Raw genomic sequence first — 14,918 nt, 5'->3', positions numbered from 1 at the left:
AGGGCGCTCCTTCGTCGCGTCGGCAAGCCGATGGGCTACGCCCACCCTTGACACCCAACCCTCCACCGCAAGTGCAGCTTTGAGGGGGGCGGCCCCGGGGGGAGGGGTCCCCGGAGAAGCACCCATGTTCCGGGGGTCCGTTCCCGGCTTTCAGCCCGGTGGGCCCTGCGGGGCTGCGCGGGAGTGGAGTGGGGCGGCCCGGCCCCGGCAAAGCGACTGACCGTCGGGAAGTGGTCGGGATTCATGCCCCGCTGGTGAGGCTGTGCGGGTGGTGGGGTGGCTGTGACTCAGGAGGCGGCCAGTGGGCCGGTGGGAGGAGGTGATGTGTCGTGGGGACGACTTAACCGAACCCAGGACACATCACCTGCCTGAGGACTCCGGAATGGCCCGCCAAACTGGGACATAGGGGTCAGGTGGCAGGCTTGCCGCCTCGGCTGACAGGTGCACCCGTCAATGGACTGTCACCAGCGGGGCATGAGTCCCAACCACCCACCCACGCCAGCTCGCTGAGCCGGTGCCGGGCCGCCCCATTCCACTGCCGCGCAGACCACCCACCGGCCCGAGGCCGGGGGCGGACCCTCCGCACATGGGTGCTTTCCCGGGGACCCCTCCCCCCGGGCCGCCCCCCTCAAAGCAGCACTTGCGGTGGAGGGTTGGGAGTCCAGGGTGAAGCGAAGCGGAATCGGCGTAGCCGACGCGACGTAGGAGCGCCCTTGACGCCCGACCCGCAACCGCGAAACTGAAACCTAGGGGCGGCCCCCACCCGCCATGACCGACTCCGGACGCCCCCGACTACCCCTCGGCCCTCACCCGCACCCGTCAACCAACCCCCACCACCGCCGGTTCTCAGGAAATGCTCAGAGAGACTTATTAGTCTGCGCGCCACAACACAGGCTTGAGGAGGCGGATCGTGGGGCGCGGAGGGCAGTCTCTGGCACGGGTGGCCGTGATCGTACGGGCCGGTGCGGTGCCGATGTGGTGGCTGGGGGTTCTCGCCACCGGGATCGGTGTCCTGCTTCCCGGACTGACCGGGCGCAGGATCGGCGGCTATACCGGAGCGGCGCTGTTCGTGGTGTGCGCCGCGGTCGTCGCACTCGTACGCCGGCGCCGGTACAGCGAGTGGGCGGACCGTGCCGCGCGGGCGGGGAAGTTCGACTTCCTCCAGGACCGTGCTGTGACGCTGCGCAACTGGCGCCGGGCGAACCGCTGGTGGCTGCTGGCCGCCTTCCTTGTCGCGGTGGGGAGTTCGTTCGCGCTGCCCGGTGCCGGAGGGCCGGCCCTGGCGGGCGTGGGTGTCGGGCTGTGGCTCAAGGCGGGCTGGTTGGGGCGGCGGGAGCGCCGGGACGATGTGCTCCTGTGGGTACGTACCGACTGGGTCGGCAGCGGGCACCCCGTGGGCAAGAAGGTCAAGGGCTACCGGACCACGGGGACCGCGGCCGGTGACGCCGTGCCCGGCGGGGCACGGCGCCGCCGCTGAACAGCGGCGCGGCCGGTCGGCTCTCAGACCTCCAGCTCGGCTTCGATTCTCATCAGCTGGTGACGGGCCATCGCCAGATTCGCCCGTGACTTGTCCAGCGCCAGATAGAGGAACAGACCGTTGTTGCCACGCCCCTTGAGCAGCCGTATCAGGTGGTACTGGTTGCCGAGGGTGATCAGTATGTCCTCGATCTCGTCCTTCATGCCGAGCATCTCCATGGCGCGGACCTTGGCCCGGACCACATCCGTGTTGCCGGCCGCGGCCACCGTCAGATCGAGGTCCTTGCCGCCGCCGACCGTGCCGAGAGCCATTCCGCTGGAGTAGTCGACGAGGGCGGCTCCCAGGGCGCCGTCGATAACGGTGGTGGCCTGTTTGAGGGCGGCTTCGGTGTTGGCCATGAGTGTCGCACTTCCTTTCCGTCCGGTACGGGCGGTCCGGGAGGTCCCGGGGCCCGGGTGACGCGTGTTCCGCGTGGGGTGGGGGCTGGCAGGGGTCAGGCGTTCTCCAGGCGTTCCAGGGCGCCGTCGACCAGTTCGCCGATCCGGGTGCTGGACCGCCGCGCCTCCAGATGGAGCCGGCCCACGTTGATCTTGGGCTCCGCCAGCAGCGTCAGCACCGCCGAGGCGCCCGCCGCGTACGTCGCGACGTACCCCAGCTCGCCCCGGATCAGCAGCTCCCGGAAGCCGCCCTGGCCGGTGGTGTCCGTGAGGCGCAGCGCGACACCCAGCGCCGCCGCGGTCAGCGCGGCCACCCCCTCCGCCTCCACCTCGGCCGTGTCCTGGGCCAGCACCAGACCGTCGGTACTGGCCGCGAGCGCGCCGGTGAGCTGGGGGAGGCGGGCCCGCAGGCGCCTCAGCTCGCCCAGTACCTCGGCTTCCGCCGTCATCAGCTGTCTCCTCTCGGCGCGTGCCCGCAGCGCGCGCCTCATGACGGCGTGGCGTGGTCCGGCACGACGTCGGACGCACGCGTCCTGGCCCGGTGGATGGAACGGGGAGTCACAGGCTTGCCTCCAGGGCGTCGCGGAGCCGGCGTAACAGGTCGATGTCCGGATCGGCCGAGACCGTCGCCACCCAGGAGGGGACGGCCGCGGGCGTGGCCGCCGCCGGTTCGGCGGGCGTCTCGACCAGCCCGGCGGCGGCCAGCCGGCGGATGTCCAGCAGGGTGTGGAACGCGGGTCTGCCCAGTGCCCAGGCGATGGCCAGCGGTGTCCGCACACCGTCCGCCAGCTCCAGCAGCGCTCGCTGGCGGCGGGTGATCGCCTGGCCCGGCGCAGCCTCGCGCGTACGTACGGGCGCGGTGTCCACGGCCGCGTACGGCCAGACCTGGTCGAGCAGTTCCCGTCTGCGCCGGGTCTCGCGCTCGACGGCGGAGGCGGAGACGGGCCGTACGGGACCGATCCAGTGCGCCACCCCGTAACGGAACCGGGTGGGCCCGCTGCCGGGGGCGAGCGCGAAGTACGCGGCGTCGAACAGCGCGCCCAGATGGCAGATCTCCAGCTCTCCGCCGCCGATGCTGCCGCTGTCGACCAGGAACCGGCCGACCTCGCGGCGGGCGCCCGCCCGGTCGACCGCCTCCTCCCAGCCCGCGCGCGGCAGCCGGCCGCCCGCGGTGAGCAGGACGTCGATCCCGGGGGCGGCGGGGCTCTCCGCGTGCACGACGCGGCCGTCGGCGAGATAGAGCGTGCCGTGGTCGCGCAGGAGCGCTCCGGTGGCGCGTTCGCCGGCCAGCCGGACGAGCATCGGGGACACCGTGGAGTGCGCGGACGCCGCTGTCATCCCAGTACCAGCCGTTCCGCCAACTGTCCCAGCCGTAACCGGGCCAGGGCGAGGTTTCCGATGTCGCGGTCGAGCCAGAGATGGAGGAAGACGCTGCTGTCGAACGTCGTCTCGACAAAGCTCAGCAGGTGATAGCCGGTACGGGTGGTGACGATGAGGTCCTCGACGGGCGGGCCCTTGTGGCCGGCCGAGGCGGCGGGGGCGAAGGCCGTGTACTCCGCGGCGGCTCTGGCCAGTTCGGCCGTTTCGGCGGCCGTCGCCTCATGGTCGCCATTGGGCGATTCGCCCGCCGTGCCGAGCGCGAGACCGCTGGTCCAGTCCACGATCGCCGCGCCGCGCGCTCCCGGCAGGTTCATGGCCTCCTGTAGGCACGCGTCGATTCCGGGCACGCGGACTCCCCTCCCAGCCGGGCGTGCGGGCGCACTGTTGTGCGGCAGTGACCGTGAGATTACGCAACGTTCGTGCGAGGGGAGGAGGTTCTGGCATTTTCCATCGGAACATGCGTGCCGGGCCCCCGGGGACCGGCCACTTCCGGCCGTCCCGGTCGTCTTCGGTCGCCTTCGGTCGCCTTCGGCCGTCCTCGGCCGTCCTCGGTCGTCCCGGCGGTCGGCTCAGTCGTCCAGGAGGAGCGCGTCGGCGTATCCGCCGCCGGACTCGGTGACGATCTCCGCGACCGTCTGCGCGGCCCGTACGGTCGCGAAGCGCACCCCGCCGCCCGTCGCCCCGGAAGCCGTCACGAAACCGTGGACGCCCGGCCTGGCCAGGCTGTTGTACGCGTAGTGGTTGGAGAAGTAGTACGCGCCGGTGTCGAGGGCGGCCACCAGATCGCCCTGTTCGAGCAGCGGCACCGGCCGGTTCTCGGCGAGCAGATCGCCCGCGAAACAGGCCGGGCCCGCGATGTCCTGGGCCACGGCGGGGCCTGTCTTGGGCCGTCCCCCGGCGTCGTACGCGGCGATGCGCAGCGGCCAGGAGGCGGGGTCGTAGACGGTACGGGTGGCGACCTGCGCGCCCGCGTGGGTCACCGCGATCGGGCGGCCACCGGCGGACTTGGCGTATTCGACACGCGCGAGGACCGTGCCGTGCTTGGCGAGCAGAGAACGGCCGAATTCGGTGACCAGTCCGTAGCGGCCGTCCAGCAGTCCGGGGACGGTCTCCCTCAGCAGCCGGGCGTAGGCCGCGTACGTCGGTGTCTCCTCGTCCGAGCCGAAGTTGACCGGGAGGCCGCCGCCGATGTCGAGGGTGTCGATCTGCCGGCGGCCGGCCGCCGCGTTGATCTCCTCGGCCAGTTCGTACACCGTCCGCACGCCCTCGGTCATGCGCTCCAGCGGGACGCCCTGCGAGCCGGAGTGGGTGTGCAGCCGGGTCAGCCAGGGGCGGTCCAGATACGCCTGGACGACCCAGGCGCGGGCGCCCTCGTCGCGCAGCGCGATCCCGAACTTGGAGGTGGCGGTGGCGGTGGACAGGGCACCGATGGATCCGCCGCCGACCTGCGCGTTGATCCGCAGGCCGAGAGGGGAGGCGAGGGGGCCCGCGCCGGGTCCGGAGCCCGGACCGGGGCCCCGGCCCGCGCCGGAGCCGATCAGGTCGTCGATCCGCGCCAGCTCCTGGGGGTTGTCGGCGTTGACCGCGATGCCGAGCGCGAGGGCTTCGCGCAGCTCGGCGGTGGTCTTGGCGGGGGAGTCGAGGACGGTGTGCTCGGGTCGTATGCCCGCCGCGCGGGCGAGGGCCAGCTCGCCGGGGCTGGCGACCTCGGCGCCGATGCCTTCTTCGCCGAGCAGGCGCACCACGGCCACCAGCGGTGCGGCCTTCACCGCGAAGGCGTGCAGGACGGCGGTCCCGGGGGCGGTGACCTCATCGAAGGCGGAACGCAGCGCGGCGGCGGAGGCGCGGATTCCGGCCACGTCGAGCAGAGCGACGACGGGCTCGGCCTCGCTGATGAGACCCTGCGCCACGGCGGCCCGTACGGCGAGATCCCGGCGGGCCGCGGCACCGGAGGCCCCGGGGGCAGCGGTGCCGGAGGCCGCGCTCGTACCGCCGTCCGCGGAGTCGTTCGTGCCGTGCGGGGTAGTTCCGCCGTTGCCATCGTTGTGCTGAACCGAAGCCATGCGTGCCAGCCAATCATCCGCCGACCGCACACGCAGCTGTTGACTACAAGTATTCATCCGGCGAGGATGTGAATAGATTGGCCAACAGATCAGTCGGCGGATTCACCACGGAGGAGGCATCGCCATGTCAGGACCCCGACCCGTACGGGCTCCGCGCGGTACGGAACTGAGCGCCCTGGGATGGCAGCAGGAAGCCGCCCTCCGCATGCTCCAGAACAACCTGGACCCCGAGGTCGCCGAACACCCGGACAAGCTCGTCGTCTACGGCGGCACCGGCAAGGCCGCCCGCGACTGGCGCTCCTTCGACGCGATGGTGCGTACGCTCCGCACCCTCAAGCAGGACGAGACGATGCTCGTCCAGTCCGGCCGTCCGGTCGGGGTGATGCAGACCCATGAGTGGGCGCCGCGCGTGCTCCTCGCCAACTCCAACCTGGTCGGCGACTGGGCGAACTGGGAGGAGTTCCGGCGCCTGGAGGCCCTCGGGCTCACCATGTACGGGCAGATGACGGCCGGATCCTGGATCTATATCGGCACGCAGGGCATCCTCCAGGGCACCTACGAGACGTTCGCCGCCGTCGCCGCCAAGAAGTTCGACGGCACCCTCGCCGGGACGATCACCCTCACCGCCGGTCTGGGCGGCATGGGCGGCGCCCAGCCGCTGGCCGTCACCATGAACGACGGGGTCGCGATCTGTATCGACTGCGACCCGCGCGCCATCGAGCGCCGCATCGAGCACCGCTATCTCGATGTACGGGCCGAGAGCCTGGAGCACGCGCTCCAGCTGGCGACCGAGGCACGCGACGCGCGCCGTCCGCTCTCCATCGGCCTGCTCGGCAACGCGGCGGAGCTGCTGCCCCGGATGCTCGCCGAGGGCGCCCCCATCGACATCGTCACGGACCAGACCTCCGCCCATGACCCGCTGGCCTATCTGCCGCTCGGCGTCGACTTCGACGAGATGGCCTCCTACGCCGCCGAGAAGCCTGCCGACTTCACCCAGCGCGCCCGTGAGTCCATGGCCCGGCATGTCGAGGCGATGGTCGGCTTCATGGACGCGGGCGCCGAGGTCTTCGACTACGGCAACTCCATCCGCGGCGAAGCCCAACTGGCCGGATACGACAGGGCCTTCGCCTTCCCCGGCTTCGTGCCCGCCTACATCCGGCCCCTGTTCTGCGAGGGCAAGGGCCCGTTCCGCTGGGCCGCGCTCTCCGGCGAGGCGTCCGACATCCACAAGACGGACAAGGCGATCCTCGACCTCTTCCCGGAGAACGAGTCCCTGCACCGCTGGATCAAGATGGCGGGCGAGCGCGTCCACTTCCAGGGGCTGCCGGCCCGGATCTGCTGGCTCGGCTACGGCGAGCGCGACAAGGCGGGCGAGCGCTTCAACGACATGGTCGCCTCCGGTGAACTCGCCGCCCCGCTGGTCATCGGGCGCGACCATCTGGACTGCGGCTCGGTCGCCTCCCCGTACCGCGAGACCGAGGCCATGCTCGACGGCTCCGACGCCATCGCCGACTGGCCGCTCCTCAACGCCATGGTCAATGTCGCCTCCGGTGCCTCCTGGGTCTCCATCCACCACGGCGGCGGCGTCGGTATGGGCCGCTCCATCCACGCCGGCCAGGTCTCGGTGGCCGACGGCACGAAGCTCGCGGGCGAGAAGATCCGCCGCGTCCTGACCAACGACCCCGGCATGGGCGTCATCCGCCATGTCGACGCGGGCTACGACCTCGCGGAAGAGGTCGCCGACGAGCGCCACGTCCGCGTCCCGATGCGGGAGGGCGAGTGACCGCGTCGCTCCCTCCTGAGCCGGGGCACGCCGAGCGCGCCCCGGGGGACGCCCGCCGACCCCCCTCCTTCCAGGAGATGTGGCGCGAACTCGCGCCACTCGGGCGTGACTCCGGCAGCGGTGGCTACCGGCGATACGCCTGGACCGCCGCCGACGCCGAGTGCCGCGCCTGGTTCCGCGCGCAGGCCGAGGCCCGGGGGCTGGCCTGTGAACTCGACCGCAACGGCAACCAGTGGGCCTGGCTCGGCGATCCGCTCGCCGGCGACGCCGTCGTGACGGGGTCGCATCTGGACTCCGTACCCGACGGCGGCGCCTTCGACGGACCGCTCGGCGTGGTCTCCTCCTTCGCCGCACTCGATGAACTCCGCGGCAGGGGCGCGCGGTTCAGCAGACCCCTGGCCATCACCAACTTCGGTGACGAGGAAGGCGCCCGCTTCGGTCTCGCCTGCGTCGGCTCCCGGCTCACCGCCGGACAGCTCACCGCGGACCAGGCCCATGAGCTGCGTGACGGGGACGGCATCACGCTGCCCCGGGCGATGGAGGCCGCCGGCTACGACCCGGCCACCCTCGGGCCCGACCCCGAACGCCTCGCCCGGATCGGCGCGTTCATCGAGCTGCATGTCGAGCAGGGCCGCGCCCTCGACCTCTCCGGCGACCCCGTTGGGATCGCCTCGGCGATCTGGCCGCACGGCCGCTGGCGCTTCGACTTCCGGGGAGAGGCCAACCACGCGGGCACCACCCGTCTCGCCGACCGCCGCGACCCGATGCTGACCTACGCGGAGACCGTGCTCGCCGCGCGCCGCGAGGCCGAACTCGCCGGAGCCCTCGCCACCTTCGGCAAGATCGCCGTCGAGCCCAACGGCGTGAACGCCATCCCCTCCCTTGTCCGTGGCTGGCTGGATTCCCGCGCCGCCGACCAGTCCGCGCTGGACACCGTGGTCGCCGGTATCGAGGCCGCCGCCCGCGCGTGCGCGGACCGGGCCGGTATCGAGCTGTCTGTCGTACGGGAGTCCTTCACCCCCGTGGTCGAGTTCGAGCACGCCCTGCGGGACGAACTGGGCAAGATCCTCGGACAGCGCCCAGGCGGCGGCGGATCCGTACCCGTCCTCGGCACCGGCGCCGGGCATGACGCGGGTATTTTGTCCGGCTCCATCCCTACCGCCATGCTGTTCGTACGCAACCCCACCGGGATCTCGCACTCCCCGGCCGAATCCGCGGCCGAGGACGACTGCGTGGCCGGGGTCCTGGCGCTCGCCGACGTACTGGAAGGACTCCTGTGCGCATGACGCGCCCCACAGCGGCACCGGGCAGGACGCGGGTCACGGAGACAGGGAAGACCACCGAGCCCCGCGTGGACACCGAGCACCGAGCGGACACCGCGCCGAGCCGGGCCGTGCCGGGCGCGCCCGGCGAGCTCGTCTACTGGCTGGAGCACGCCTGGCTCGGCACCTACGTCGAGCCGGGGGTCGCCGTAAGTGTCACGGACGGCCGCATCACCGATGTCCGTACCGGCGTCATGACCCCGCCGCCCGGGGCCACGGCCCTGCGCGGACTGACCCTCCCCGGGCTGGCCAACGCCCACTCCCACGCCTTCCACCGCGCCCTGCGCGGCACCGTCCAGGTCGGCTCCGGCACCTTCTGGACCTGGCGCGAGATCATGTACGCGATCGCCGCCAAGCTCACCCCAGATTCGTACTACGCGCTCGCCCGCGCCGTGTACGCCGAGATGGCGCTCGCCGGGATCACCGCCGTCGGCGAATTCCACTACCTCCACCACACCCCGGACGGCACTCCGTACGACCGGCCGAACGCGATGGGCGAGGCACTGATCGCGGCGGCGGCCGAGGCCGGGATCCGGATCACTCTCCTGGACACCGCCTATCTCTCCTCCGGCATCACCAGGCGGCGCGGCGGCGCGCCCCCCGAGCGCCACCAGCTCCGCTTCTCCGACGGGACCGCCACCGCCTGGGCCGAGCGCGCCTCGGACCTCGCCTCGGCCCACAAGGACAGCGCCCACGCCCGGATCGGCGCGGCGATCCATTCCGTACGCGCCGTACCCGCCGAACAGCTCTCCACCATCGCCGACTGGGCGGAGGCCCATCGGGCCCCGCTGCATGTGCATCTCTCCGAACAGACCGCGGAGAACGACGCCTGCCTCGATGTGCACGGCCGTACCCCCACACGTCTGCTCGCCGATCACGGCGTCCTCGGCGCCCGAACCACCGGCGTGCACAACACCCATCTCACCGACGAGGACATCGCCCTGCTGGGCGGCGCCCGCACCGGCACCTGTATGTGCCCCACCACGGAACGCGATCTGGCCGACGGCATCGGCCCCGCCGCCCGGCTCCAGCGCGCGGGCTCGCCGCTGTCGCTCGGCAGCGACAGCCACGCCGTCATCGACATGCTCGAAGAGGCCCGCGCGATGGAACTCGACGAACGGCTGCGCACCCGCACCCGCGGTCACTGGACGGCCGCCGCCCTCCTGCGCGCCGCGACCGCCGACGGCCACGCGGCCCTCGGCTGGCACGAGGCGGGCAGGATCGAACGCGGCGCGCTCGCCGATCTCACCACCATCGCCCTGGACTCGGTCAGAACAGCCGGCACGCTCACCCGGCTCGGAGCGGAGACGGCCGTATTCGCCGCCTCCGCGGCGGATATACGCCACACCGTGGTCGGCGGTCGCCGGATCGTACGGGACGGTGTCCACGCCCTCGTCCCGGACGTGCCCAAGGCCCTCGCCGATTCGATCGCAGCCCTGCGCGGCTGACGCCGCGGACGCCGCCGAAGGAGAACAGCGTCACGATGACGACCACCACCACGGCGGGCACCACCGCCCTCACCAACATCGCCAGTCTGGTCACCAACGATCCCTCCCTGGGTGACGGATCCCCCATCGGTCTGATCCAGGACGCGGCCGTCGTCATCGACGGCGACCACGTGGTCTGGGTCGGTGAATCAAGCAAAGCACCCGCCACTGACAATGCCGTCGACGCCGGTGGCCGGGCCGTGATCCCGGGCTTCGTGGACTCCCACTCCCATCTGGTCTTCGCGGGCGACCGCACCCAGGAGTTCAACGCCCGGATGTCCGGCCGCGCCTACTCCGCGGGCGGCATCCGCACCACCGTCGCCGCGACCCGTGCCGCCACCGACACCGAGCTGAGCGCCAACGTCGCGCGCTATCTGGCCGAGGCGCTTCGCCAGGGCACCACCACCCAGGAGACCAAGTCCGGTTACGGCCTGACCGTCGAGGACGAGGCCCGCGCCCTCCGTATCGCCCGCGCGCAGACCGACGAGGTCACCTACCTCGGCGCGCACATCGTCCCGCCCGACCACGCCGACGACCCCGCCGCGTATGTCGCCCTCGTCACCGGCGAGATGCTCGACGCCTGCGCCCCGTACGCCCGTTGGATCGATGTCTTCTGCGAGAAGGGCGCCTTCGACGGCGACCAGGCCCGCGCGATCCTCACCGCCGGAGCCGCGAAGGGCCTGCACCCCCGCGTCCACGCCAATCAGCTCTCGTACGGTCCCGGTGTCCAGCTCGCCGTCGAACTCGACGCCGCGTCCGCCGACCACTGCACGCATCTGACCGACGCGGACGTGGACGCCCTCGCCCAGGGCGCGACCGTGGCCACGCTGCTCCCCGGCGCCGAGTTCTCCACCCGCGCCGCCTGGCCGGACGCCCGCCGCCTCCTCGACGCGGGCGCGACCGTCGCCCTCTCCACCGACTGCAACCCCGGCTCGTCCTTCACCTCGTCCATGCCGTTCTGTATCGCGCTCGCCGTACGGGACATGGGCATGACCCCGGACGAGGCGGTCTGGTCGGCCACGGCGGGTGGCGCGGCGGCCCTGCGCCGCCAGGACATCGGCCGCCTCACCCCGGGCGCCCGCGCCGACCTCGCCCTCCTCGACGCCCCGAGCCATGTGCATCTGGCCTACCGGCCGGGGGTGCCCCTGGTCACGGGGGTCTGGCGGGCCGGCGAGCGGATCCACTGAGGCCGGGTCCACTGACCGGGCCGGCCGAGACCAGGCCAGCCGTGGCCGGTCCAGGTCAGCCGAGGCCGGGCCGGCTCCGCCGAGGCCGGTCCGCTGCCCCTGCCCCTCGCCGCCCGGCGGCCCGGTGCGCCGCTACCCCTTCAGCACCGCCACCTCGTCGATCTTCGCCCGCAGCCTCCGTACCGCCTGCGTCTTCGCGTACGGCTTCAGCCTGCGCCGCATCGTCTCGAAGTGCTCGTCACCCCGTGCCGACGAGACATGCTCGTAGTCCTCCAGGAACTGCCACCAACTCCCGCACGCGGCCTCCAGATGCCCCAGCTCCAGCTGACGCTGCGCCAGCACCGCGAGGAAGTGGACCCTGCCCTGCCGCTCGTTCTTCTGCTGCGCCTTCAGGGACTGCTGGAGCGCGGATATCGACCCCGGCAGATCCTTGAACTCGTACAGCACATGGGACGTGTGGAACAGATACGCCGTCGTGTCGTAGCCGCCGACCGACTCACGCCGGTTGTCCGCCTTCGTCAGCGCCGTCTCGGTCTCCCGGAGCCGGGTGAACGCCTGCCGTTTGTCGCCGACCATCGCCGCCGAGTGGGCCTGCTGCCCGGAGAGGAAGGCCCGTAGACGCGGACCGGCCTTCGGGGACGCCTCGGCGGCCGAGTCGGCGAGCTCCAGCGCGCGCTTGCCGTAGCCGAGATTGGACGCCTGGAGGGACATACCGCGCAGCGTGCGGCAGTAGGTCGTATGGTCCTCGGCGGCGCCCGCCAGCTCCAGTGCCCTGAGGTAGTACTGCTGGCCGAGTCCGTGCGCCCGCTCGTACATCGCCATCCACCCGGTCAGATAGACCAGATCGGACGCCGCCGACAGCATGTCGCTCCGCACGCCCTCGGGAGCCTCGGCCTTGAGCCACGGCATGACCGTGTTCACCAGAAACGCGGCGGCCATCGGACGCGCGTGCCCCCCGCCGAGTTCATCGAGAATGTCCGCTATTCGATCGGTCATCGTACGTACAGCCTGTACTTGCGGCGCGCCGATCCGAGCCGTCCGTTTGCCGGGGGGCGCCGACGGCGCGGTAGCGGCGTGCGCCAGATCAGGGAACAGCGGCACCACGATCGCGGCCGAGAACAGTCCTGCGGCAATCAAACTGCGACGCGACGGGTCCATGTCGGCCCTTCCCATGTCGACCAGTTCTTCGAACGTATTGACGCCGGAAGTACCGGAAGTGCCGAAGGTGCCGTAGGAGCCGGGCAGGCCGGAGCCCGCCGGGACGTGCGCGGAAGCGGCGACCGGCAGACCGGCCTCCGCATGGGTGACCGGACGCCCGAGCTTACGCGCGAACGCCTCCACGATCAGTGGTCTGACCTGCTCCTTCGGGGTGGTGCCCGCGACCCAGTGGGAGACCGCGGACTGGTCGTAGCGCAGCTGGAGCCCGGCTTCCGCGCCGATGCGATTGACGATCTGCGCGAACTGCGCACGGGACCATTTCGCCTGCTCAAGCAGGGAGGCCAACCCTGCATTGGGTGTGCGTGAGTGACGTGAGTTACTCGCCATGCCTTTAACTCCCCCAAGCGTTCATGGCTTTCATTCTCGGACCTGCCCTCCACGGTACCCGGGGAGGGTAATAACGCGGTTTTCTCTTCAAGTAGACGCCGAACACACGAAGAGAGCGGGGGGCCAAGGTGACCACAGTGACAGACCGCAGAGCCGGAGGCACAGAGGAAAACGCTCATAGGAAGGCATTGGCATATGACGATATCGCCTTCGATGTCATAGCCTTGAACATCGACCGCGCGCTCGCCCCGCACCGCCTGATGCCGCCACCGGTGGAGATCGCCGATCTCACCAATCGGCTGATCAACCATGGGGCGTTGCTCGTCGGGTTCGTGGAGCGGATCCCCGAGACCGAGCACACCGTCCGGGCCAAGGGCGCGCTGAAGGACTGGTACGACCTGACCGGCAGCGGGCCCGGCGACGGCGCCATGGCGAACTGGGTCCACATGCGAGCCCTGGCCCGCATGTGCCGCACGTTCATGGACTACTTGCACGAACGTGAAGGGCGACACCGAACATGACTCCGGAAGCGAAGCATCAGGCGTGGTTCGTCGTCGCGGTCTGCACGCTGGGGATCACCATCGCCCTGGCCGTCGGGCTGCGCCTCTAGGACGTCTCGTCGCCGATCACGGCTGCGGCGGGCTCAACTACCCCAGCACCACAGGCAGTTCCCGCACGCTGTTGCCCACAAAGCTCCGATGGCGCGGAAGCTCTTCTTCCGGGACCGCGATCCTCAGGTCCGGGAAGCGACTGAACAACCGCCGCAGCGCGATCGTCGTCTCCATCCTCGCCAGCGGTGCGCCCAGACAGTAGTGCGCACCGTGGCCCAGCGAGAGATGCCGTGTGGTGGAGCGCGTACGGCGCTTGACGTCGAAGCGGTCCGCGTCAGGACCGTGGGCGGCGGGATCACGGCCGGCGGCGGAGAAGCCGGCCAGTACCGGAGTGCCCGCCGGGATCAGCGTGCCGTCCACCGTCAGATCCCGGGTCGGATAACGGAACGGGAAGAAACTGACCGGACTGTCCCAGCGCAGCGTCTCCTCGACCGCGTCCGCCCAGTCGGCGCCACCGGTCCTGATCAGCTCCAACTGGTCCCGGTGGGCGCAGAGCGCGCGCACCGCGTTGGTGATCAGATTGAGCGTCGTCTCATGACCGGCGATGATCATCACGATCATCGTGCCGATGAGTTCGGCCTCCCCGAGCCGGTCGCCGCCCTCCTCGCGCGCGGCGATCAGGGCGCTGGTGAGGTCCTCGCCCGGACGGTCCTTGCGAGAAGCCGCCACGGCGGACAGCACCGCCACCATCTCCCTGTTCGCGGCCACCGCTTCCTCGGGCCCGATGTCGGTCGCGACCACCTGGTTCGAGAGCTCATGCAGCCGGTCCCGGAACTCCTCGTCCACGCCGAGCAGTTCACTGATGACGCGCATGGGCAGCGGCAGCGCGAAGAGCGCCCGCAGATCCACCACGCCGTCACTCAGGCCGTCACTCACGCCGCCACCCGCGCCGCCGCGCGCTCGGGCCGCCGCGGCCTCCACACCGTCCAGCAGCTCGTCGGTCAGCCGCTCGATCCCAGGTCGCAGCGCCTCCACCCGCCGGGCCGTGAACGCCTTGCTCACCAGTGAACGCAGCCGCCGGTGGTCGTCGCCGTCCGAGGTGACCATGCCCTGCACGGTCGCGAAGGTCCGCAGCGGCCAGCCGTCCGGAATTCGCCCCTCGCGCAGCGCGGTGAAGTGCCGGGCGTTCTTGGCGACATCCGGATGGCCGATGAAATCCTTGAGCGCCTCGTGCCCGAGCACCGCAGCCGCCGGTACGTCCCCGGGGAGCAGCACCTCGGCCGCGGCGCCCTTCGCCAGCAGCGCGGCGTTGGCGGCGTGCGGACAGCCGCCGGACGAGTCCATCCGGTAGGGCCTGGACGAGTCCATCCGGTGGGGTGTGGAGTGCGACGCGGACTGGGACGGATATGACGCGGTCATCGGACACTCCCTCCCGGCACGGGGTCGGTCCGATCCTATGAGGGACCGGGCGGCCCGGGACAGGAGCTGTTCCGGCCTCTTCCGTCGTCATCCGGCCTGTTTCGGTCGCTTCCGGCCTCTTCCGGCGTCCTCCGTCGTGGTTCAGCGTGTTCCGGCCTGTTACAGCCCTCACGTCCGCCACCCGTGACCGTCTCCCCACGCTCCCCTGCCCGGCTCAATGTCGCCCATAACGGACGAGCCGTCAAAAAGGCCCAGGGCAGGGAGCGC

Annotated in this window: 13 protein-coding genes; 6 read left to right on the top strand and 7 right to left on the bottom strand. The window is 71.3% G+C overall.

Translation table 11 applies throughout. The features are described 5' to 3' along the window. The first annotated feature begins 910 nt into the window (after nt 1-910). The gene (locus tag AB0M67_RS37685; protein ID WP_365752168.1) at nt 911-1,477 is read left to right on the top strand and encodes a hypothetical protein; all 567 of its coding nucleotides are present in this window, start codon (nt 911-913) and stop codon (nt 1,475-1,477) included. 23 nt (nt 1,478-1,500) lie between these two features. Here AB0M67_RS37685 and AB0M67_RS37680 read toward each other — a convergent pair whose 3' ends face one another. The 5 genes from AB0M67_RS37680 to AB0M67_RS37660 all read right to left on the bottom strand — a co-directional run bounded on the left by AB0M67_RS37680 (nt 1,501) and on the right by AB0M67_RS37660 (nt 5,357). Continuing rightward, nucleotides 1,501-1,875 carry a hypothetical protein gene (locus AB0M67_RS37680; RefSeq protein ID WP_365752166.1) on the bottom strand — a complete coding sequence of 125 codons (375 nt, stop codon included), beginning with the start codon at nt 1,873-1,875 and terminating at the stop codon, nt 1,501-1,503. 95 nt (nt 1,876-1,970) lie between these two features. Then, nucleotides 1,971-2,405, bottom strand: coding sequence for a roadblock/LC7 domain-containing protein (locus AB0M67_RS37675; RefSeq protein ID WP_365752164.1), 435 nt, complete (start codon nt 2,403-2,405; stop codon nt 1,971-1,973). A gap of 67 nt (nt 2,406-2,472) precedes the next feature. Beyond that, nucleotides 2,473-3,252 carry a transcriptional regulator gene (locus tag AB0M67_RS37670; RefSeq protein WP_365752162.1) on the bottom strand — a complete coding sequence of 260 codons (780 nt, stop codon included), beginning with the start codon at nt 3,250-3,252 and terminating at the stop codon, nt 2,473-2,475. Then, a complete protein-coding gene (locus AB0M67_RS37665) occupies nt 3,249-3,641 on the bottom strand; it encodes a hypothetical protein (protein ID WP_365752160.1) in 393 nt (130 codons plus the stop codon). The genes AB0M67_RS37670 and AB0M67_RS37665 overlap by 4 nt, the downstream gene beginning before the upstream one ends. 222 nt (nt 3,642-3,863) lie before the next feature. Next, nucleotides 3,864-5,357, bottom strand: coding sequence for a diaminopimelate decarboxylase (locus tag AB0M67_RS37660; RefSeq protein WP_365752158.1), 1,494 nt, complete (start codon nt 5,355-5,357; stop codon nt 3,864-3,866). Between the two features lie 124 nt (nt 5,358-5,481). On the opposite strand from AB0M67_RS37660, the gene hutU reads away from it, so the two are divergent. From hutU to hutI, 4 genes are all read left to right on the top strand, one after another. Continuing rightward, entirely contained in the window at nt 5,482-7,140 is a 1,659-nt protein-coding gene (hutU, locus tag AB0M67_RS37655; RefSeq protein ID WP_365752156.1) for a urocanate hydratase, read from the top strand. Nucleotides 7,141-7,217: 77 nt separating this feature from the next. Then, nucleotides 7,218-8,426 (top strand): allantoate amidohydrolase, encoded by a 1,209-nt coding sequence (locus tag AB0M67_RS37650; protein ID WP_365752176.1) that lies wholly within the window; start codon nt 7,218-7,220, stop codon nt 8,424-8,426. Then, nucleotides 8,423-9,910 (top strand): formimidoylglutamate deiminase, encoded by a 1,488-nt coding sequence (locus tag AB0M67_RS37645; protein ID WP_365752154.1) that lies wholly within the window; start codon nt 8,423-8,425, stop codon nt 9,908-9,910. Before AB0M67_RS37650 ends, AB0M67_RS37645 begins: the two co-directional genes overlap by 4 nt. Before the next feature lie 35 nt (nt 9,911-9,945). Beyond that, nucleotides 9,946-11,136 carry an imidazolonepropionase gene (gene hutI, locus AB0M67_RS37640; protein WP_365752152.1) on the top strand — a complete coding sequence of 397 codons (1,191 nt, stop codon included), beginning with the start codon at nt 9,946-9,948 and terminating at the stop codon, nt 11,134-11,136. A gap of 132 nt (nt 11,137-11,268) precedes the next feature. On the opposite strand, the gene AB0M67_RS37635 is transcribed toward hutI, so the two are convergent. After that, entirely contained in the window at nt 11,269-12,681 is a 1,413-nt protein-coding gene (locus tag AB0M67_RS37635; protein WP_365752150.1) for a hypothetical protein, read from the bottom strand. Nucleotides 12,682-12,869: 188 nt separating this feature from the next. On the opposite strand from AB0M67_RS37635, the gene AB0M67_RS37630 reads away from it, so the two are divergent. Further along, a complete protein-coding gene (locus AB0M67_RS37630) occupies nt 12,870-13,202 on the top strand; it encodes a DUF6415 family natural product biosynthesis protein (RefSeq protein ID WP_365752149.1) in 333 nt (110 codons plus the stop codon). A gap of 126 nt (nt 13,203-13,328) precedes the next feature. Here AB0M67_RS37630 and AB0M67_RS37625 read toward each other — a convergent pair whose 3' ends face one another. Next, nucleotides 13,329-14,600 carry a cytochrome P450 gene (locus AB0M67_RS37625; protein ID WP_365752174.1) on the bottom strand — a complete coding sequence of 424 codons (1,272 nt, stop codon included), beginning with the start codon at nt 14,598-14,600 and terminating at the stop codon, nt 13,329-13,331. Between the last annotated feature and the right edge of the window lie 318 nt (nt 14,601-14,918).

It is taken from the genome of Streptomyces sp. NPDC051662 (assembly GCF_040681655.1).
GTDB lineage: Bacteria > Actinomycetota > Actinomycetes > Streptomycetales > Streptomycetaceae > Streptomyces.
This window is presented reverse-complemented; position numbering and strand designations above follow the sequence as displayed.

What these genes read in the sequence shown, in the direction of transcription:
- AB0M67_RS37680 (WP_365752166.1), bottom strand. Translation starts at nt 1,875, where the DNA reads ATGGCCAACACCGAAGCCGCCCTCAAACAGGCCACCACCGTTATCGAC.
- AB0M67_RS37675 (WP_365752164.1), bottom strand. Translation starts at nt 2,405, where the DNA reads ATGAGGCGCGCGCTGCGGGCACGCGCCGAGAGGAGACAGCTGATGACG.
- AB0M67_RS37670 (WP_365752162.1), bottom strand. Translation starts at nt 3,252, where the DNA reads ATGACAGCGGCGTCCGCGCACTCCACGGTGTCCCCGATGCTCGTCCGG.
- AB0M67_RS37660 (WP_365752158.1), bottom strand. Translation starts at nt 5,357, where the DNA reads ATGGCTTCGGTTCAGCACAACGATGGCAACGGCGGAACTACCCCGCAC.
- hutU (WP_365752156.1), top strand. Translation starts at nt 5,482, where the DNA reads ATGTCAGGACCCCGACCCGTACGGGCTCCGCGCGGTACGGAACTGAGC.
- AB0M67_RS37650 (WP_365752176.1), top strand. Translation starts at nt 7,218, where the DNA reads ATGTGGCGCGAACTCGCGCCACTCGGGCGTGACTCCGGCAGCGGTGGC.
- AB0M67_RS37645 (WP_365752154.1), top strand. Translation starts at nt 8,423, where the DNA reads ATGACGCGCCCCACAGCGGCACCGGGCAGGACGCGGGTCACGGAGACA.
- hutI (WP_365752152.1), top strand. Translation starts at nt 9,946, where the DNA reads ATGACGACCACCACCACGGCGGGCACCACCGCCCTCACCAACATCGCC.
- AB0M67_RS37635 (WP_365752150.1), bottom strand. Translation starts at nt 12,681, where the DNA reads ATGGCGAGTAACTCACGTCACTCACGCACACCCAATGCAGGGTTGGCC.
- AB0M67_RS37625 (WP_365752174.1), bottom strand. Translation starts at nt 14,600, where the DNA reads ATGGACTCGTCCAGGCCCTACCGGATGGACTCGTCCGGCGGCTGTCCG.